Consider the following 18,941-nt stretch of genomic DNA (forward strand, 5'->3'; position numbering starts at 1 on the left):
AAATTATGTCTAAAGTAAAAGTTGCTTCAATTGGTTATGGACACTTAGGCCAATGGCATGCTCAAAAAGCATACAACTTAGATAATTGTGAATTGATTGCCATTGTTGAACCATTTGCCGCTAACCAAGAAAAAGCAAATGAAAAATATCCTGACATCAAAGTTGTATCTGATATCAAAGAAGTTATTGGAGAAATTGATGCTGCAGTTATTGCTACACCAACAAGCTTTCATTTTGAAATTGCTAAATTCTTATTACAAGAAGGTAAGCATGTTTTTTGTGAAAAGCCGGTTACGGTAACGGTTGAAGAAGCAAAAGATTTGAAGATTATTGCTTCTGAAAAGGGTGTTAAGTTACAGGTTGGACATAGTGAAAGATGCCATCAAGTTTGGGAGCGTCTTGAAGAGTTTAAAGACATTACTGCAAACTCTAGTGTTGCTACAATTGTAAGAAATTCTCCATTTAAGGGAAGGGCCGCAGATGTTGGAGTTGTTGAAGATCTAATGATTCACGACCTTGACTTGGCCCTTATGCTATTTGGAAAACCTAAATCGATTAGAGCATATGGAATGAAAGTTCTCACTGATAAGTTTGATCACGTTAAAGCTCTACTTAGCTATGGTGATCGTCTTGTTACAATTGAAAATTCAAGAAATGATGTAAAGACTGAAAGAAGCGTTCAGATTAACTCTGCTAAGGGAATCCTTAGAGTTGATCTTTTAAATAATAAGGCATCTTATTCGACTGATATTAAAGCTGGAGAAGAGCAAGTAATTAATGAATTTGATTACGAAAAAAGAGATCACTTACTAATTGAACAAGAACGTTTCTATAATTCAATTTTAAATAATACGAAAGAATTTGTAACGATTGATGATGGAATTGCTGCAATGGAGTTAATTGCTGCAGTTAATGAATCACTCGAGAAAAACATTGAGGTTGAACTTAATTGAAAAGCTGCTTAATTATTGCCGGTGAAAAATCTGGTGAAGAACATGCAATGACATTCCTTGAGACTCTAACAAAGGGAGCTCCTGATACTCAATTCTTTGGAGTAGGGGGAGAGCTTATGAAAGAGCAAGGAGTCGAACTTCTTTACGATTTAAAAGATTTTTCCACTTGGGGAATTACAGAAGCAGTTAAAAAGGTTCCATTTTACTACGGTGCTTACAATCACATCATTGATGAAGTTAAAAAGCGTGGAACTAAAGTTGCTATCTTAATTGATTTTCAGACATTTAATCTTAAGTTGGCCATGAAGCTTGAAAAGCTCGGTGTCAAAGTTCTCTACTATGTTGCACCTCAAGCATGGGTATGGAAAGAGTGGCGTACAAAATATCTTCAAGCTTCAGTTGATACTCTATTCTGTATTTTACCATTTGAAAAAAAGTGGTTTATGGATCGTGGAGTAAGTAAGGCCATAACAATTGAACATCCACTACTTAAGAAGACAAAGCCTCTGTTGGAAAATTTTCAAAGAACCAATGTCGATTTTAAGAATGGAGAGTTTAATATTTTACTTCTGCCTGGAAGTCGTCGCTTTGAAATTGAATTCATGTTGCCTCAATTTATTAAGGCATGCCAAAAACTTAGAGAGAGTTATAAATTTAAGCTTTCAATCGTTAAAGCAAGCTCTGTTGATGAAGAACTATTTTCTCGTTTTGAAAATGAATTTGATAAGATTTATGAAGATCGTGAATTAGATGAGGCGCTCAAAGCAGCAGACTTTTCTTTCGCAACTAGTGGAACAGTAAACCTATCTTTGGCCCTTTATGGGGTACCAAGCGTGATCGCATACGATCTTAATCTGCTCAATATGTTTATTGCAGAAAATATTGTTAAGTATAAAGGCTTCGTTTCTATTCCTAATTTAATTTTAGGTCATGAAGTTTATCCTGAGCTACTCGGCGAAGGCTTCAGTGAATATAATCTTGTTCGCAAGGCCAAAGACTTATTCGATGATGAAAAACGCTATGAATTTGTTTTAAGTGAACTGAAAAAGCTAAGAGATTTAACTGAAGGTGAGGATATAGAGGTTTCTCAATATCTTCTCGAAAAAATTAAAAGTGCTTATTTATAATGAGGAATCATGAATAATATTAATATAAAACTCATTAACTTTTTTTCCGTTGCTCTTACTCCTGTTAGTTTTTTGTGGGAGTGGATTTATCGTTTACGTCGTTTTGCTTTCAAGATGGGAATTCTTAAATCATCATCTTTTGAAGTACCAATTATTAGTATCGGAAATCTATCGCTAGGTGGAACAGGAAAAACACCTTTTACGCTTTGGATTGGTAATTATTTGAATGATATTTTAAATAAAAAGACGATGGTTCTAACGAGAGGCTATAAGGGCGAATTAGAGAACTCAAGTGGAATCATTAAAACGGGAAAGAAAATCAGTGAAAACCCTTTTGTTTTTGGTGATGAGGCACTTGTTTTAAGTCGCAATCTAAAGAATGCTAGTGTTGTTGTTGGTGCAGACCGAAGTGATAATTTAAGACGATATTATGAAGAAGAAAAAGCAGATGTTGTTCTTCTTGATGATGGGTTTCAGCATTTAAAAATCAACCGCAATTTGAATATCGTTCTTTTCGACTCTCTACTTCCAATGTCGAAGTATCATTGTCCTCCTAGGGGATACTTAAGAGAGGGCGTAAGTGCTCTAAGAGAAGCGGATATTGTTCTATTTGGTAGGGCAGATCTTGTAACTGAAGATAAACTTGAAAGGTTAGAAAGTTATATTCTTAAAAACTGTAAACCGAATACGCCGAGCGGTTTTTTTAAGTATGCTCCAAGTGCAATTAAGAACCTCTTACATGAAGAAGATTATGCTTTGACTGACTTAAAAGGAAAAAGTGTCATTTGTGTATCGGGACTTGCATCTCCTGAGGCGTTCTTAAAGTTAGTTAAGCAACTTGATGCAAATATAGTTGACGATTTTAATTTTCCTGATCACCACCTTTATAAAGTTAGTGAGTTAGAAGGCTTAGTGGAACTAGCACAAGAAAAGGATGCCATCATTCTTACAACTGAGAAAGATATTGTTAAAATGAAGAGGTGTTCTAGTAGTGAGAGAATTCACTACCTACAAATTGGTATCGAGTTTATAAAAGGTGAACAATTTGTAAAAGATAAAATCAACTCGGTTGTTAGAGGTTAGAGTGAGAAATATTTTTTCTTTAAGTCTTTTGGCTTTATTACTTTTTGGTTGTGCTGGTGCACTTATGAAAAGTGATAGCGATGATATGGATCTAGTGGAAATTTTCTCTGATGAGGAAAGTAAGACTTTAGAGAAGTTTAAAACGACTGAAGTCGAAGAGCCTGCTCCGACACCGACTCCCTTTTCTTCTTCAATTGAAGAGAAGGAGATTGAGAAAGTTGCAAAGAAAAAAGAAAAAGTTGTTAAAGCTAAGTCTGTTGTTAAAGCGGCTCCAAAGGTAAAAACTAATCCTCAAGAAAAAGAAGATTACCCAAAAGCATTTTTAAAATTTGATAAAGAATCAAAGAAATATTGGGATTCATATAAGCCGATCTTCTTTGTTGGTGAAGAATTCAAATATGAGATTACTTGGTCAATCTTTAAGGCGGGGATCGCAACGATTACAACACAACCGATGGCACTGATCGGAGAAAAAGAAGTTCTTCATGTAAATGCTCTTTTAGAATCTGCTGAATATTTTGAAGGTATCTATAAGCTTAAAGATACTCTTGATGTTTATGTCGATGCGGACCATGGAAAATTCTCTTCTTTAAAGTATGAAATGAAGCAGCGTGAATCAGGACAGGTTGTGGATGATCTTCAACTATTTGATCATGACGAACTGAAGACCTACTTTTTTTATAATCGTCTGAAGAAAGGAAAAACAAAGAAGATTAAGAAAGTAGACTCTCTACCACGATACTTTACTGATTCTTTTTCCGCTCTTTATTTTATTCGCGGTATTCCAATGAAGATTGGAACAAGCTTTGATTTTCCAATTATTACAAGAGGTAAGGCGTGGCTTTTAAAAGCGACTGTCGATGAAATAGAAGATATCACTATTATGGGAAAAGCTTATCAAGCTTATAAGATAACTGCCCAAACACAATTTCCTGGGGTTCTAAAGAAATCTGGCGATATAAATTTTTGGATTTCAACTGATGAAACTAGGACTGTACTTAAGTTCTCTGCAAAGGTTAAAATTGGAACTGTAAAAGGAGAGCTTATCTCTCATAAAGCGGGAAAGGATACTGGTAAGTAAAGTTAATGGTTAATATTTTTAGAAAACAACAAAATATTCTTTATGTTTCTCCAACCTATAGTTCAGGTTCGAAGGAGCGCATGCTCTTAAGAGATAGTATTTTGTTAAAAGAAATTGGCCATAATATCTTCATTTACTGCTTAAAAGACTCGTTCTTGCATAGAGAGTGTAAAAAGGCCGGGATCGATTGTATTTTCCATACAGGTACAACTAAGTTAAGAGTTTGGAATTGGTATAAGCTTTCAAAACTTAGAGGAATAATAAAGCGTTACGATATTAATATCGTTCACTGCTATCAATTAAATTTCCTATGGCCGCTGGCCTCGTTCTTAAGAAAGAGAAATTTAACAGCACTCTTTTTCACGATTAATTTTGAAGTGAGTAAATTCTATAAACAGTTTTGGTATCGTCGCCTGATAGGAAGAATTGATCTGATCTTTATTCCTTTTAGAGAGATGATTGATTCAATTAATACTCATATGGATGTGCCTGTACGTAAGATTTATTCTTCTGGCCTTGGTGTTGATAAGATTAACTTTGAGAAAAAATATACTTTTGATGAGGAAAACTTAATTCACCTTTCTTGTTGGGTTAATGATCACGAAGTTGAGTTAAATGATCTCTCAGTTTGCTTAGAGGCTTTATGGGCCTTGAATTTAGATAATGAGCTACCTAAGAGATTTAAACTGCATATCTTCTCAAATCGAAAGTGGGAGAGAAATATCCTTTATAATCCGATAAAGGATAGAATTGCAGAGTATAAACTTGAAAATTACGTTGAATTTCATGAGCACGATAATATTTATGAAGTACGCTCTGATATCTGGATTTCGTACACGTCAAAATCTCCAATTGAAGACTACGCACTTCTGGCAATCCTTAAAGGAATTCCTACTGCTGTTCCGCGCAATGCTACGACGGAGGAACTTCATCGAATCTACCACGGCTCTCTTGCGACTTACCGTCAAGGTGATGCACGTGAGTTGAGGACTAGAGTTAAAGATATCGTCCAAAATAATACTAAGTATAAGGAATCATGTCTTAAGTCCCGTGATGAGCTATGGAATGAGCACGGTATTGATGGTTATAAATATAACCTATTTAAACTGTACGAAAAGCACCTGAACAAACGCCTAAGGTTCTATAATTAATAAGTTTTTATTGTTGACGTAGGGCCCCAAAAAACTTAAGATGCGCAAAATCAAAAAATTGTAAGTTGTCTTCAGTAGAAGAGATTTACACTAAGGGTTTCCCTTAGAATCAAAAAATATAAGGAATATTGATTGGACACAGTTAATAATCCTTCCATGAGGTAAATTATGACAGATTTAAACAATCTAAAACAATCTTGGATGCAAGGTTACGAAGTTGTTCTTGGTGAAGACATCGAGACAAGAGATGAAACAGAGTTTTCGAAACTACTAGATTCGACAGAAACTCCAACATTTACAGAAGGTGAAGTTTTCAAAGGTAAAATTGTTAACATCTCACCAGATTACGTACTTGTTGACATTGGATACAAGCAAGAAGGTCTTGTTCCAAAAAGAGAATTCACTAACTACGATGGTTCTCTAAAAGTTGCACTTGGTGACGAAATTGAAGTTTATCTTGATAAACTAGAGTCTCACCTAGGTAACCTAGTTCTTTCAATGGACAAAGCTCAAATCCTTAAAGCTTGGGATAAAATTTCTGAAGCATGTGAAGACGGTACTCCAGTTACTGGTACAGTTGTAGCAAAAGTTAAGGGTGGTCTATCTGTTGATATCGGTGTTAAGGCTTTCTTACCTGGTTCACAAATTGATGTTAGACCAACTAGAAACCTTGATAAATTCATCGGTAAAAAGATGGAATTCAAAGTTATCAAGTTTAACAAGAAACGTGGAAACATCGTTCTTTCAAGAAGAGCAATTCTTGCTGAAGAAAGAGGTAAACTACGTGGTGAAGTTCTTTCTCAAATTGAAGAAGGAATGGTTGTTAAAGGTATCGTTAAAAACATCACTGATTACGGTGCATTCATCGATCTAGGTGGAATTGACGGTCTTCTACACATCACTGATATGTCATGGGGACGTGTTAAGCACCCATCAAATATCCTTACTCTTGGTGACGAAATCGAAGTTAAGATCCTTAAGTTTGATAAAGAAAAAGAAAGAGTTTCTCTTGGTCTTAAGCAAGTTCAAGAAAACCCTTGGGAAGCTGCTCAAGATAAGTATGTTGCAGGAACAAAAGTTAAAGGTGAAATCGTATCTGTTAAAGATTACGGTATCTTCATCGAGCTTGATGACGGAATCGAAGGTCTAATCCACGTTTCTGAAATGTCTTGGACAAACTCTATCAAGAACCCAACTAAGCACTTCACTGTAGGTGAAATCGTTGAAGCACAGGTTCTAGAAGTAGACGTAGAAAACAAGAGAATTTCTCTTGGTATCAAGCAACTTCAAGAAAACCCATGGGATGCTCTAGAAGCTAAGTTCCCTGTAGGTTCAAAAGTTACTGGTAAAGTTAAATCAATCGTTGAATTTGGTATCTTCGTTGACCTTGGTGAAGAAGTAGATGCTCTAATTCACGTATCTGATTTCTCTTGGACTAAGAAAAATATCAACCTAAACGATGATTACAAAGTTGGTGATGAGATTGAAGCTGCTGTAGTTTCAGTTGATAAAGAAAACCAAAAATTCTGTCTAGGTGTTAAGCAACTTAAAGAAGATCCTTGGAAGAAAATTGAAACAAGACTTCCAGTTGGTACAATCGTTGAAGCTCAAATCGTTAGAGTAACTGATTTTGGTGCTTTCGTTGAACTTGAAACTGGTATCGAAGGTCTAGTTCACATTTCTGAACTATCTGAAGATAGAGTTGAGAAGCCAGAAGACGTAGTTAAGAAAGGTGACGTAGTTAAAGCTATGGTTATCTCTCTAGATAAAGATGCGAAGAAAATCGCTCTTTCTATGAAGTCTGCTCTAAACTCTGATACTCAGGGAATGCAACAAGAAGTAGTTAAGTCTGCAACTCTTGGTGATGTTCTTAAAGGTTTCAACCTTGGAAATGACGAGTAATCTACTACTTAAATAGTTGATTATACGAGGCCACCCCTAGGGTGGCCTTTTTTATGCCCGCGGACGCATGTCCAGGATGGAATTTATATTTATTCTTTCTTCAAACTCAGTTCTCCGTTAAAATATATTTATGCACAAAATCACAAAAAATAACTCTGGCTTTACCTTGCTTGAGATTGTTATGGCAGCAGGCCTTTTAGCAATTATAGCACTTGGATTCGCTCGTTTCATGAAGACTCAAATGAAGTCGACAAAGACTGCAATTAATCAAACAGAGCTAAATAACTACGCTAATGCAATTAAGGCCTATATGGCAAAGCCTGGGATCTGTAAAAGGTCTCTAGGAAAGCTTGGGGTGATAGAGAATGATCTCATTCTTGAAGAGATAGTTAGAGCTGATGGTAAGGCAAAGTACACGATAGGAGATAAGGTTAACGGAACGAATTTCGTTCTTTCTTCAATGTATATTTCGAACTTCTATGTGAACAAGGTAGAAGGACAAGACTTTCACCGTGCGGAATTAAAATTAAATTTAGAACTTAATCGTATGAATAATAATGCTTATGGTGGGAAGACGATTATTAAGCGATTTGAGGTTGATCTATTTGTGAATGATTCAAATCGAGTAGAGGACTGCGGGGTTCTGGGTGGAATATATTTACCAAAGATACCTTTTATGAATACTTCTTCGAGTTCCTCAACTGCAGAAACAAGTAGTGGTTCAGATTCAAACCCTAGTGAGAGTGAATCTAGTCAAGAGTCAGTAAATAACGATCTTTCGAAAAAGACTGATTACGATAAGGTCTTTGAGGAATCAATTAACGAAGCGGCCCAGAAAACTGGTCAATCACTGTCACAAGAAGATATTAGTAAGGCCGTAAAAAATAATCCTGAACTTCAAAAGGCAATGGAATCTTTAAAATCTCTTCAAGAGAATACAAAGAAGATGGAAGCTCTTCTCAATGAAGAACTTTGATCTTAATTTATTGATGAACCTTTCCATCTGGAAGACAAATTGAGCACCCTCCATCTTCTTCATCGATATGAGAGGCAATTTCTTCATCCAGCATTTCCTTAAGCTTTTCAACTGTTTCACTTGAGGCACCGAGAGATTCAATAAGAGTTTGCGAGACTGAAGGGATAACTAGCTTAATATCAAGGCCCATTTCTTCCAGCTCTTCAGATTTTTGATAAGCACGATCTGCGTCTTCCATTGAAAACTCATATAAGGTAGAATTGGATAGGTTATCAATAATTTTAATGCGGCTAGACATGTGAACTCCCATTACTCTTATTGATTAAATGTAACATACGAAGGCTTAATCGTGAAAATTAAAAAACTATTCTTTTTATCTAATAACCAAATGATGATAACTGCTATCGAGGCCTTAGGTAGGGAAGTCGGTGGAGATTTCTTCACGCTATCTAATGAAGAAGAGGCCTTTCATTTTATCAGAGATATTGTGCCTGAAGTCATCCTCGTGGATCTTTCGACAATCACGGCCGATACAATTGGAAAAATCGAATCAGAGTTTTGCCAAAATATCCCTGTTGTTCAACTTGTGACGAAGGGTGAAGAGGGTGCTCAGCGTGTTATAGAGGCACCGTTAGATATTGCAAATTTACTTTCTAACCTCGATCGTATTTGTGGAGATTTTAATGGAGAGGGATGAGTTTTACATGTATCTTGGCCTTGCCATTATAATTCTCGTAATCATAGGAACATACTATTGGCGATTTCATTCTTAAAAAATATATTCAAAGGAAAAACTATGTCTAAGATTCGTTGTGCTCACATTCTTGTTGATCAAGAATATGAAGCGAAAGATTTATTAAAAAAGCTTGAAGATGGAAAAACTTTTGAAGAACTTGCAAAAGATTTTTCTAATTGTCCTTCTGGGCAACAAGGTGGAGACCTTGGAGAGTTTGGAAAAGGGATGATGGTGGCACCATTTGAAAAAGCTGCGTTTGCACTAGAAGTTGGAGAGCTCTCTCCAATCGTTCGCACGCAATTTGGTTACCACCTAATTAAGAGAATCTCTTAAGACTTCTACTTCTGTTCTGGGCACTTGCTGTCCAGAACTAGTATTTGCCCTTCCTTATCATTTAATACTAAACAAGAACTTTTCTCATCTTTGATATTCTTAATGATTTCATTGTGGATGGCCATGCAATGTCCATATCCTGGAAGAGTGAAAATATCGTGTCCACGTGTGCTATATAGGTTTAGGCCATTGATAAAACCCTGACAGTCGAGAATGACCTTATCGTAGTTCTTATTTTTGATTGAGAACATGAAGTCCATATCTGTTTTAAAATAAGCTTCAACGTCGATTGTTTTAACTGCTGAAAAGGCAGACCAAGATAGCGTAGATAGAAGTGTTGCGAGTATGATTTTGTTCATACTCGCTCATCGGAATAGTAAAATTTAAATTTAATTTTTTACTTAGACTTCGTCTAGTTCGTCTAGAAGGGGATCGTGAGGTCCGAGCTCAAACTTTTGTAACCCTAATGGATTATAAATAAAGTCAGGTACTCTAACTTGATAGTAGATCCCTTTTTCGTGATTACTTGTTTTAATGACGTTTGTTTTTGAAACCACAATTGAGTGTGCGGCCCCTGCATCATATGGAATAAAGAGATCGTAATTATTCTGCTTTTCTAAAAAGAAGTTAACGATGTATTCACGAAGGTTATCAATTTCATCAGTATTAAAACTAGAGATCACAAAGCTATTAGGATGTTTTCTCTTGATGATAGTTTCAGTAATCTTATCATTTAACTTATCTTTCTTATTGAAGACAATGAAGCGCTCTTTATCAGCAAGTCCAAGTTCACTTAGTACATTATTTGTAACTTCAAGATGCTTTTCGTAATTAGGATCACTAATATCACAAGCGATTATTAGAAGGTCCGCTTCTAGGGCAGATTCAAGAGTTGTCTTGAAACCATCAATAAGAGTGTTTGGAAGGTTTGATAAGAAACCTACCGTATCAATAAGGATCATCGGCGGCTTTGTATCTGGGTTTAACATCCTAAATGTCGAATCAAGAGTCGCAAATAGCTTATCTTCTTCTAAGACGTTTACGCGGCAAAGACGATTCATAAGAGACGACTTCCCAGCATTTGTATAACCAACAAGGGCCGTTGTAATGGCCTTCTTTGAGCGTTTCTTCTTTTGCTCAATACGAGATTTTTCAACTTCCTTAAGTTCTTTCTTGTAGAACTCAATACGCTCGCGAATGATACGACGGTCAAGCTCGATCTGCTGTTCACCCTCTCCACCACGGACACCAATACCACCTTTTTGACGGCCAAGGTGAGACCAGAAACCGGCCAGGCGAGGAAGGATATATTGCAGACGTGAGATTTCAATTTGAATACGTGCTTCTTTTGTACGGGCGTGCTCAGAGAAGATCTCAAGAATAATATGGCAACGGTCAACAACCGACATTCCTGTTAGCTTTTTGATATTTCTAATTTGTGAAGATGTAAGCTCGCAGTCAAAAACAAGAAGAGTCGAGCCTTCAGCTTTTGCATCCATTGCGATTTCTTCAAGCTTTCCTGTTCCTAAGATTGTTCCAGGATCAACAGTCTTCTTATTTTGAATATACTGTTCACCTGTTTCAATATCTAATGTTCGCATTAGTTCTCTTAGCTCTCCAAGTGAACGGAGAGTGTCTTTTTCTGTCGCATGTTCTTTAAACTTTGGACAAACTAAAGATACAAGTGAGGCCTTTGCCTCACGTGAAATAAAAAATTCATTATCAAGCATAAGTAATTTCCACTAATCTGTTATCGATAAGGCGAGTAGGTTTACTTCCTACAAAATATGCACCAGCGATAACAACTTCTTTTGTATTTGATTCAACATCTTCTAAATTAGTACTATCAAGTACTTCAAGATAATCCCAATTTGAATCTTTTAAAGTTTCCTCAAGGATTTCGTTAAGCTGAGCCTGTGCTTCAACCCATGTCGTTCTTGCTAGAAGATTTTCTAGTTCATTTAATTTATTTGGAAGAATAAGAGCAAATTCTTTTTCTTCACTTGTCAGGTAGCCATTTCGTGATGAAAGGGCAAGGCCACTTTCTTCGCGTTTAATTGGCACTGTTTTAATTTCAAGTTCAAGATTTAAGTCATGGGCCATTTTCCTAATGACACAAACTTGTTGATAATCTTTCTGACCAAAGAAAGCCTGGCTTGGTTTAATTAGTGTGAAGAGTTGATAAACAACAGTTGTCACACCACTAAAGTGCGTCGGACGACTTTGTCCACATAGCTTTTGCGTAATACCATCAACTGATACCGTCGTGTTAAAGCCTGCTGGATAAACTTCACTATTATCTTTTGGTAGGAAAACTAATATATCAGCGGCACGATTACCTGCCGTTTCCTTGATTAGGTCAAGGTCTTGTTCTGGTGTTCGAGGGTAGCTATCCAGATCTTCATTTTCTCCAAATTGCTTTGGGTTTACAAAGATTGTGACAACAACTTTATCACAGGTTTCAAGAGCGTTTGTTAGAAGGCTCATGTGACCTGCGTGTAGATTTCCCATTGTTGCAACAAGGCCAAGAGAGTCGTGTGAGACTTCTTTCATTGCTGCAATTAAATCTGATCGCGTTTGAATTAACTTCAAGCTTTAATCCTTTTAAATATTTCTTTTGCTAACTCGATTTTTGATAGCTCACCAGTAAAGGCAATTACGCCATCGTTAAGGATTGTGTAGTAAGCTTCATTATTACCAAAGCCCTTTCGTGAACTCTTACAAAGGCCACTGTCGACATGAGTTCCGATTAAGAGTTTCGTTGGCTTACGATTATATTTTGATTCTAAGACTTCTTTAGAAAGATCTGTTTCAGCAGCAAATCCGACAATAATTTGATTCTCTAACTTATTGGCAACAACATGAGCAAGAACATCTTGGGCCTTTTCAAATTCTAAACTAGAAGATAGGGCTTCCTTCTTTAGTTTACCTTCTGCTGTCTTAAATTTTAGATCACTAATGGCGGCCGTTGAAATATAAGTATCAAATTGATTTTCAAGCGCAAGAACTGCTTCATACATTTCATCCGTTGTGCGAACTGAAATGATTTTAACTCCTGGAAGGCTTTTTAAAAATTGAAATTCTGGACATGAGTTTTGTCCTAGTAGAATTGTCGTTTGATATCCTAAGCGAAGAGATTCTTTTGCAATTTCATAACCTGTTTTACCAGATGATGGATTTGTTACAAAACGTACAGGATCAATTGGAGCAACAGTTGCTCCCGCTGTAATAACAACTCGTTTTGATGATTCATTTATTGATGGGTTGATAGCATCAAAATTGGCCAGGACCTCTTCAACTGCTGGAATTTTTCCCGCACCGACATCACCACATGCGAGTTCACCAGAAGCTGGTGGGTAGATAAAGATATTACTTTGCTTATTCAGCCTCTCAAGTAGGTCAATATTTTCTTGAGTGATTGGATTCGTCCACATTGACGTATTCATGGCAGGATAAATAATCGTTTGAAACTTATCCCATCCTGCTAAAAAGATTGATGTTAGTAGATCATCGGCCTTACCCATGGCAAGATTGGCAGTTGTATTAGCACTGGCCGGATAGATATGAAGTGAGTCTGCCCACTTTGCTAGCTCAATATGAAGAACAGATTTTGTTTCGACACTTCCACTAAAGTCAGATTGCGCGCTATAGACTTGGGCGGCACCAAGGTAAGTATAGAGGTCAGCATGAACAAATTTCGTTGCTCCACTTGTTAAAATAACCTTTACCTCGTGACCTTTCTTTACCAGCCCTCTTACAAACTCAATTGATTTATAAGCGGAAACTGAGCCACATACACCTACTAATATTTTCATATATTTAACTTTCTGGTTGTTAATACTATGTGTCTATCTTATATATGTTTTTAAGGATTTAGGCCATTGAATTTGAAATATCTGAAGGTATTCGGAAGGCCTGTGTAATAAGTAACAAAGGTAAGTTTATGAAATTTGGTAAGTTCTCAATCATCTCACAACGTGACGTACAAGCACTGGGAGATACACTAGAACTAATCTACATAAATTACGATCATATCGTGTCAATGAAGCCAATTAATATCGTTATTGAAGGTGATGTTAAGGAAGGTTATTGGCTACGACTTTCTAATGGCAAGAAGTATCGCGCTATCGAAATTCCAGCAAATTTTAAAAAGAACTTTGTAGGTTAAAGTAGACTAAAGAGAGCATGATGAATTAGTTCGCTCTGGATTTCACCACAATCTTTTAATTTATGAGAATCACCACCAGTTAAAATGACTCTGTGTTGATTATATTTTTTCACTTGGGAAATAATCATCTCAAGATAGGCCATGTAGGCATGTGAGATGGCCTGTTCTGTATTAGTCATATCATTTATATCGATTTCACTTAGTAGGGGAAGATTCGCTGAAAATTCTGGGTATGATTTTAAGTAATTTGCCAGTCCTAAAAAGATCGGGCCACCAAGATGTTTTCCATGATCAATTTCATCGAATGTGATGAAGCTTCCTGTATCGACGAGTAGAAGTTTTTCGTTCGGAAAATTCTTTTGTAGGTAATGGGAAATTACCTTGCGATCAATACCTAGCTTATTTGGATCGTAAGTCGTTTTAAAATCCCTAATAAGATCATTCGCATTCTCTGCTCTTTCAGGCAGTAAGTCTGTTATTTCTTTTGAGACATTAGAATAGATAATTGGAGCACTCTCTTCAAATTTAAAACTAAAATCTGAGATATTTAATTTTTTAACATCTCTTAGAATGCTATCTTTAAAAACACCTATTTTTAAGAAAGTGTTTCCACTATCAATGGTGTAGGTCTGCATCGTCTGAATTATCCGCTTTTTTACTTTTAAGAATATATTCACTAATGAGTTTTAGTTTTTGTTCGTAGAAGTTAGCAATTGGCTTACAAAAATTTGGATACTTTCCAGGTCCCATCTTCAAGAGATCATTAATCACAAGAACTTGCCCATCTGTATTCTTTCCGGCTCCAATTCCAATTGTTGGAATTGAAAGCTCTCTTGTAATAATTGTCGCAATCTCATCAGTGACACATTCAAGAACAATTGAAAAACAACCAGCTTCTTCTAAAAGTTTTGCTTCGGCAAGTAGTCTTGCTTTATCCGAATCATCCTTACCGTGAGTATAGTAACCACCTTGCTCATGAACGCTTTGAGGCGTTAGACCAATATGGCCCATAACAGGAATCCCTGATTGAGTAAGTCTTTTGATGATATCTAATTGGTGAGGGTAGGCACCTTCAAGCTTAAGTGCTTCAGCTTGAGTTTCTTGAAATAACTTTGTGGCATTTTCAAGGGCCTTATCAAAAGTTGTATATGAACCAAAAGGCATATCAACAATAACAAATTTATTTGGAGCACCTCTTCTTACTGCTGCACCAAAAATGGACATTTCTGTTAGGCTAACTTGAACAGTCGTATCATAACCAAGAACAACATTACCAAGGCTGTCGCCCACAAGAATCATATCAAGCTCAGTTTCATTTAACATTTGAGCTGTTTGATAATCGTAACAAGTAAGAACTTGTAGTGACTTTCCTGTTGCAGAAAGTTTTGATTTTCTAATTTTGCGAGTTGTTAGCTTCTTCATTCCCATGAACCAATTTCTTTCCAAAGCTATTATAAACCTTGGTGATTTCTAAGTTATTCCACTCACTTATAACCTGAGAGAGCTGCTTTTGGAAATCAGTATGAAGAATTTCACGGGCAAAAGAGCCATTTTCGATATTTTCATAGATTTTATTGAGCTTGTTCTGATACTCATCATCAAAAATCAGTGACTTGGCCATTTCTCCACCCATAAAGGCATTTGGAGAGATGAGCTTCATAAACTCGGTTGGGCCAAATTTTATCATGGCGTCAGCTATGAGTTTAACCTCATGCCAACATTCGATATAAGCAATCTCTGGAGTGTGACCTTTTGCAATCAGGGTTTCAAATGACAGCCTTGCAGCTTGGGGAATGACTGAGCATAGGATTGATTGCTCAGAAAAGAGATCACAAATAGTTTCTTCTTCGAAGCTTGCGACAATTGGGCCAACACTAATGCCTAAATCTTTTGATAGCTTTAGAAGTTTCTCATCTTCACAATTAACAACAGCAGTTAAGGGCGCATTTGTTTCGTAACCAAAGCGTAGTTCACTTGCAATAGCTTTTGGCGCCAAGAGAAAGTGCCCATGTGAAGGAAGCTTTGATCGTAGGTCTTGGTACATAACACTATAGCCATGACCGTAAACTAATCTTTGCTTAAAATTCGTATCAGAGAATTGAAGAGAAGTTAAGATTTCTTCATGTGTATCATCTGGTGTTAGGATGATGATAAATTCATAATTAGCAATTTTCGAATTATTGATATCAATTGTTGGAAACCCCATCTTATTTGCAAGGGCGATTGAGCTGCTACCTTGGCGCAAGCCTATAGTGACTGATCGAGCAGAATCTCTTAGGTTAAGTGACCATGATTTTGCTTGAGAGCCAAAGCCAATAATTAAAATATCATTAGAAATATTATCGCTACTATTTTTCATCATAAAAATTAGATATCATGGATTGAAACAATAAGGGAAGTTATGGCACAGGAAGTAATCTATTTTTCTAAAAAAGGCTTAACAGCACGTGATGCATTAATTAATGAGGGAAATCTCTGGGGGAATTCTTTTTTTACAACAATACTTGTTAAAGAGGGAAAGGCGATTTTTTGGGATCAGCATCGTGAAAGATTAGAGAAGTCTTTTCAATATTGTTGGCCTAATGATTTTAGTAAATCTTTAATTGATGAAGTCCAATTGGCCACAGCTAAAATTCTTGATGAGTTTACTTCTATTGCTCATGCTTATCTAAGGATTACATTCTATCGTGAACTATCTGGAGAAATTCAATATTGGATTTGGGCGGTAGAAAAATCGCAATTAACGAGTGCCTTAAAGATTATGTCTCGTTGCTATTATCCTGATCGAAACTTTCCCGACTTTTTAAAGCGCAGTAATTACCAATTTCAATTTCAATTGAGAAAAGAGTGTTTGGCCCAAGGTTATGATGACGTTCTCTTGCTTGATTCTGAATCATATATATTAGAGCTACCTACAGCTAATATTATTTTTAAGAGAGGGGATGAGTATATTACTCCCATTGCTGAGTTTGGTGTTCTTGATGGAATTTCCCTTGAGAGAATTAAGTTTATGCTTGAGAAATTAGGACGTCCGCTAAAAGAGATGCGCGTTCATGCAGCAGAACTACATGAATTTGAAAGTTGTTTTTCTACAAGTTCATTTAATGGCATAAGGCATATTTCAAGTATAGATGAAGTAGCTTATAATGAAGATACACAAATTAAGAAGTTAGTTAACGAGTTTTACGGAGAAATTTGGTGACAAAAGTGTTGAAGGTTAAATGCCCTGAATGCTCAAAAGAGTTTAATTATTATTCAAGTGAATTTCGTCCATTTTGTAGTGAGAAATGTAAAATGGTTGATTTAGGAATGTGGCTTACTGAAAATTATACAGTCGCAAGTAATGAGCCATTATCTGAAAGTGATTTAGAGGCCGTAATTAGAAAGAGACAGGATGAAGAAGATTACTAAGAGTGAACTTATTGCCATTGAAGGTGAGTTGATTAGAATTGCTCGTGGAGCTGGAAGAATTTTAAAACCTTATCAAAAAGATCTTTCAAATTTATCGATTAGTTATAAAGATGCTCAAGGCGCAGTCTCAGCAGCAGATCATGCTTCTGAGGGATATATTATAGACCAGCTCTATAAACTACATTCAGATATTCCTGTATTGGCCGAAGAAGACTTCTATCACAAGTACCAAGGTGATTATAAGCATCTTAAGGAATACCAAGATAGCGACTACCTTTGGGTTATTGACCCCCTTGATGGTACAAATAATTTTGTTCACGGCCTGGAACATTACTGTGTTTGTCTTTCGCTAACTTATAAACTTCAACCGGTTGTTGGGGTAATTTACATCCCTGAAAAAGGTGAGTTTTATTGTGCTACAAAAGGCAATGGAGCATATCTTATGAAGGGCAAAGAAAAGACTCAACTAAAAAAAACGCGCTCAAGAGATCGTGGATTTCTATTAGCAACAGGCTTTGCCACAGAGAAGGGAAAGCCATTTAATGATGAGTTCAAAAAATTTAAAAAAGTCATGGTTAATATCTCTGCTGTTCGCAGACTTGGCTCAGCGGCCATCGATCTTTGTTATGTGGCCCGTGGAATCTTTGATGGCTTTTGGGAGAAGGGGCTGGCCCCATGGGACGTAGCCGCTGGAAAAATAATTTGTTCAGAAGCTGGTGCAAAAGTAACAGAGTATAATGGTCATGATCATAATATCTTCTCAGAGACAATTATTGTAGGCAGAAATCCCCTTTATGAGAAACTAAATGAAATGGTTTCTGATTAAAAAGCTCGGCCAAACACCTACTTTATAGGTTCATTTTTGCTATTTTTTCATATCTTTTAAATAGCGCTGATTATGTTAAAATAATCAAAGGTTTATATATTAAAAGGATTAAAAAGTGACGAATTCTATCACGAGATTATCAAGAGAAATGATGTACGTTAGTGACAACGTTTTTTATATTTTATTCTCTATTCTTATACTTTTAATTTGTATCATCGTCGTTTATTGGTTTTATACAAGAAAACGTATGCAGGAGTTACAACATCAAATTCCAGCAAATGTTCTAAAGAGCTATCTAGACTCAGTTATTCAAAACTCGAATGCTCTTAAGTCATCTCTTTTTAGAGGCGGTGGATTAGATACAGGAGAGGGGATTCCTTCTGTAGTTCCTGGAGGAAGTCTTCCAACAGGTAATGTTGATGGTGCACAGCTTGCAAGTAAGAATGCAGAAATTGCTGCACTAAATGGACAAATTGCAAATAAGGATTCTCTAATTAGAGACCTTGAAGCACAACTTAATGTTGTAGAGCAATCGGGTTCTAATTCTGATTCAGCTCAAATTATAACAAATCTAAATTCTGAAATTGCACAGTTAAAAGCACAAGTTGAAACTTTAAAAACTGCTAGTGCCACGGCCGGTGATAGTAGTGCTGAAGTATCAGCTCTAGCTTCTGAAAGAGATGAGCTTCAAGCTAGACTTAAAGAATATGAAATGATTGAAGGTGATCTTGCTGACCTTAGAAAGTTTAAGCAAGAAAATGAACAACTTAAAGCGCAATTAGCGGATTCTGGAGCAGCTCCAGTAATGCAAGAGCCTACTGAACCTTCAGAGCCTGAGATTGACTTAACTCCAGAAGCCGAACCTGAGGTTGATCTTTCTCCTGAGCCAGATGAATTTACTTCTCCTGAGGAAGAGCCAGTCGAAGCACCAGAGCCAGTTGAAATTCCTGAACCTGAGACGCTGATGGAAGAAGCTCCTGAGGTTTTCGAAGAATCTTTTGATGAACCGACAATGGATGCAGCCCCTGAACCAATTGAAGAAGCAGAGGCACCTGCTCCTGCGCCAGTGGCCGATGTTGCTGCTGAGAAAGCGCCTGATAATGAATCAGCTGAGCAAAAATCTGCAGAAGAACTTTTAAGTGAATTTGAGAAAATGCTAGGTTAGAATTAATTACTAAAATCTTATAAGTTTAT

Annotated in this window: 22 protein-coding genes; 14 read left to right on the forward strand and 8 right to left on the reverse strand. The window is 36.5% G+C overall.

Features of this window, described 5'->3' with window-relative positions; genetic code table 11:
- The first annotated feature begins 5 nt into the window (after nt 1-5).
- The 7 genes from C0Z22_RS07800 (at nt 6) to C0Z22_RS07830 (ending at nt 8,273) form a co-directional block, all read left to right on the forward strand.
- The gene (locus tag C0Z22_RS07800; RefSeq protein WP_103217799.1) at nt 6-953 is read left to right on the forward strand and encodes a Gfo/Idh/MocA family protein; all 948 of its coding nucleotides are present in this window, start codon (nt 6-8) and stop codon (nt 951-953) included.
- On the forward strand, nt 950-2,080 hold the full coding sequence (gene lpxB / locus C0Z22_RS07805; protein ID WP_103217800.1) for a lipid-A-disaccharide synthase: 1,131 nt from the start codon (nt 950-952) through the stop codon (nt 2,078-2,080). Before C0Z22_RS07800 ends, lpxB begins: the two co-directional genes overlap by 4 nt.
- Before the next feature lie 9 nt (nt 2,081-2,089).
- Nucleotides 2,090-3,163, forward strand: coding sequence for a tetraacyldisaccharide 4'-kinase (gene lpxK / locus C0Z22_RS07810; protein WP_103217801.1), 1,074 nt, complete (start codon nt 2,090-2,092; stop codon nt 3,161-3,163).
- A 1-nt stretch (nt 3,164) separates the two neighbouring features.
- Complete coding sequence (locus C0Z22_RS07815) at nt 3,165-4,244, forward strand: DUF3108 domain-containing protein (RefSeq protein WP_103217802.1); 1,080 nt, start codon at nt 3,165-3,167, stop codon at nt 4,242-4,244.
- 5 nt (nt 4,245-4,249) lie between these two features.
- Nucleotides 4,250-5,395 (forward strand): hypothetical protein, encoded by a 1,146-nt coding sequence (locus C0Z22_RS07820; protein ID WP_103217803.1) that lies wholly within the window; start codon nt 4,250-4,252, stop codon nt 5,393-5,395.
- A 168-nt stretch (nt 5,396-5,563) separates the two neighbouring features.
- Complete coding sequence (locus tag C0Z22_RS07825) at nt 5,564-7,297, forward strand: 30S ribosomal protein S1 (RefSeq protein ID WP_103217804.1); 1,734 nt, start codon at nt 5,564-5,566, stop codon at nt 7,295-7,297.
- A gap of 130 nt (nt 7,298-7,427) precedes the next feature.
- Complete coding sequence (locus tag C0Z22_RS07830) at nt 7,428-8,273, forward strand: prepilin-type N-terminal cleavage/methylation domain-containing protein (protein WP_146037836.1); 846 nt, start codon at nt 7,428-7,430, stop codon at nt 8,271-8,273.
- A 7-nt stretch (nt 8,274-8,280) separates the two neighbouring features.
- On the opposite strand, the gene C0Z22_RS07835 is transcribed toward C0Z22_RS07830, so the two are convergent.
- Nucleotides 8,281-8,571, reverse strand: coding sequence for a hypothetical protein (locus C0Z22_RS07835; RefSeq protein ID WP_146037837.1), 291 nt, complete (start codon nt 8,569-8,571; stop codon nt 8,281-8,283).
- 51 nt (nt 8,572-8,622) lie between these two features.
- Between C0Z22_RS07835 and C0Z22_RS07840 the strand changes: the two genes are divergently transcribed.
- Nucleotides 8,623-8,970 carry a hypothetical protein gene (locus C0Z22_RS07840; RefSeq protein ID WP_103217807.1) on the forward strand — a complete coding sequence of 116 codons (348 nt, stop codon included), beginning with the start codon at nt 8,623-8,625 and terminating at the stop codon, nt 8,968-8,970.
- A 99-nt stretch (nt 8,971-9,069) separates the two neighbouring features.
- Nucleotides 9,070-9,342, forward strand: coding sequence for a peptidylprolyl isomerase (locus tag C0Z22_RS07845; RefSeq protein WP_103217808.1), 273 nt, complete (start codon nt 9,070-9,072; stop codon nt 9,340-9,342).
- Between the two features lie 5 nt (nt 9,343-9,347).
- On the opposite strand, the gene C0Z22_RS07850 is transcribed toward C0Z22_RS07845, so the two are convergent.
- Genes C0Z22_RS07850 through coaBC form a run of 4 tightly spaced genes read right to left on the reverse strand, consistent with a single transcriptional unit; the run spans nt 9,348 to nt 13,157 of the window.
- Nucleotides 9,348-9,701 carry a hypothetical protein gene (locus C0Z22_RS07850; RefSeq protein WP_103217809.1) on the reverse strand — a complete coding sequence of 118 codons (354 nt, stop codon included), beginning with the start codon at nt 9,699-9,701 and terminating at the stop codon, nt 9,348-9,350.
- Nucleotides 9,702-9,743: 42 nt separating this feature from the next.
- Complete coding sequence (gene hflX / locus C0Z22_RS07855) at nt 9,744-11,072, reverse strand: GTPase HflX (protein WP_103217810.1); 1,329 nt, start codon at nt 11,070-11,072, stop codon at nt 9,744-9,746.
- Entirely contained in the window at nt 11,065-11,934 is an 870-nt protein-coding gene (panC, locus tag C0Z22_RS07860) for a pantoate--beta-alanine ligase (protein WP_103217811.1), read from the reverse strand. Before panC ends, hflX begins: the two co-directional genes overlap by 8 nt.
- Nucleotides 11,931-13,157, reverse strand: coding sequence for a bifunctional phosphopantothenoylcysteine decarboxylase/phosphopantothenate--cysteine ligase CoaBC (coaBC, locus tag C0Z22_RS07865; RefSeq protein ID WP_103217812.1), 1,227 nt, complete (start codon nt 13,155-13,157; stop codon nt 11,931-11,933). Before coaBC ends, panC begins: the two co-directional genes overlap by 4 nt.
- 128 nt (nt 13,158-13,285) lie before the next feature.
- Here coaBC and C0Z22_RS07870 point away from each other — a divergent pair, with 128 nt between their 5' ends.
- The gene (locus tag C0Z22_RS07870) at nt 13,286-13,510 is read left to right on the forward strand and encodes a hypothetical protein (protein WP_103217813.1); all 225 of its coding nucleotides are present in this window, start codon (nt 13,286-13,288) and stop codon (nt 13,508-13,510) included.
- Here C0Z22_RS07870 and C0Z22_RS07875 read toward each other — a convergent pair.
- From C0Z22_RS07875 to C0Z22_RS07885, 3 genes are read right to left on the reverse strand one after another with little or no spacing between them, the layout of a single operon-like run.
- Nucleotides 13,507-14,145, reverse strand: coding sequence for a type III pantothenate kinase (locus C0Z22_RS07875; RefSeq protein ID WP_103217814.1), 639 nt, complete (start codon nt 14,143-14,145; stop codon nt 13,507-13,509). The two genes, C0Z22_RS07870 and C0Z22_RS07875, sit on opposite strands and share 4 nt — an antisense overlap.
- Nucleotides 14,126-14,932 carry a 3-methyl-2-oxobutanoate hydroxymethyltransferase gene (gene panB / locus C0Z22_RS07880; RefSeq protein ID WP_103217993.1) on the reverse strand — a complete coding sequence of 269 codons (807 nt, stop codon included), beginning with the start codon at nt 14,930-14,932 and terminating at the stop codon, nt 14,126-14,128. Before panB ends, C0Z22_RS07875 begins: the two co-directional genes overlap by 20 nt.
- Nucleotides 14,904-15,872, reverse strand: a complete 969-nt coding sequence (locus C0Z22_RS07885) for a hypothetical protein (RefSeq protein WP_103217815.1) — start codon at nt 15,870-15,872, stop codon at nt 14,904-14,906. Before C0Z22_RS07885 ends, panB begins: the two co-directional genes overlap by 29 nt.
- A gap of 39 nt (nt 15,873-15,911) precedes the next feature.
- Between C0Z22_RS07885 and C0Z22_RS07890 the strand changes: the two genes are divergently transcribed.
- From C0Z22_RS07890 to C0Z22_RS07905, 4 genes are all read left to right on the forward strand, one after another.
- Nucleotides 15,912-16,712, forward strand: a complete 801-nt coding sequence (locus tag C0Z22_RS07890) for an aminotransferase class IV (RefSeq protein ID WP_103217816.1) — start codon at nt 15,912-15,914, stop codon at nt 16,710-16,712.
- Nucleotides 16,713-16,717: 5 nt separating this feature from the next.
- Nucleotides 16,718-16,921 carry a DNA gyrase inhibitor YacG gene (locus tag C0Z22_RS07895; protein ID WP_199177538.1) on the forward strand — a complete coding sequence of 68 codons (204 nt, stop codon included), beginning with the start codon at nt 16,718-16,720 and terminating at the stop codon, nt 16,919-16,921.
- The gene (locus C0Z22_RS07900; RefSeq protein ID WP_103217818.1) at nt 16,905-17,747 is read left to right on the forward strand and encodes an inositol monophosphatase family protein; all 843 of its coding nucleotides are present in this window, start codon (nt 16,905-16,907) and stop codon (nt 17,745-17,747) included. The genes C0Z22_RS07895 and C0Z22_RS07900 overlap by 17 nt, the downstream gene beginning before the upstream one ends.
- Before the next feature lie 115 nt (nt 17,748-17,862).
- The gene (locus C0Z22_RS07905; protein WP_146037838.1) at nt 17,863-18,912 is read left to right on the forward strand and encodes a hypothetical protein; all 1,050 of its coding nucleotides are present in this window, start codon (nt 17,863-17,865) and stop codon (nt 18,910-18,912) included.
- Nucleotides 18,913-18,941: the final 29 nt, after the last annotated feature.

Source organism: Halobacteriovorax sp. DA5, assembly GCF_002903145.1.
Classification (GTDB): Bacteria; Bdellovibrionota; Bacteriovoracia; order Bacteriovoracales; family Bacteriovoracaceae; genus Halobacteriovorax_A.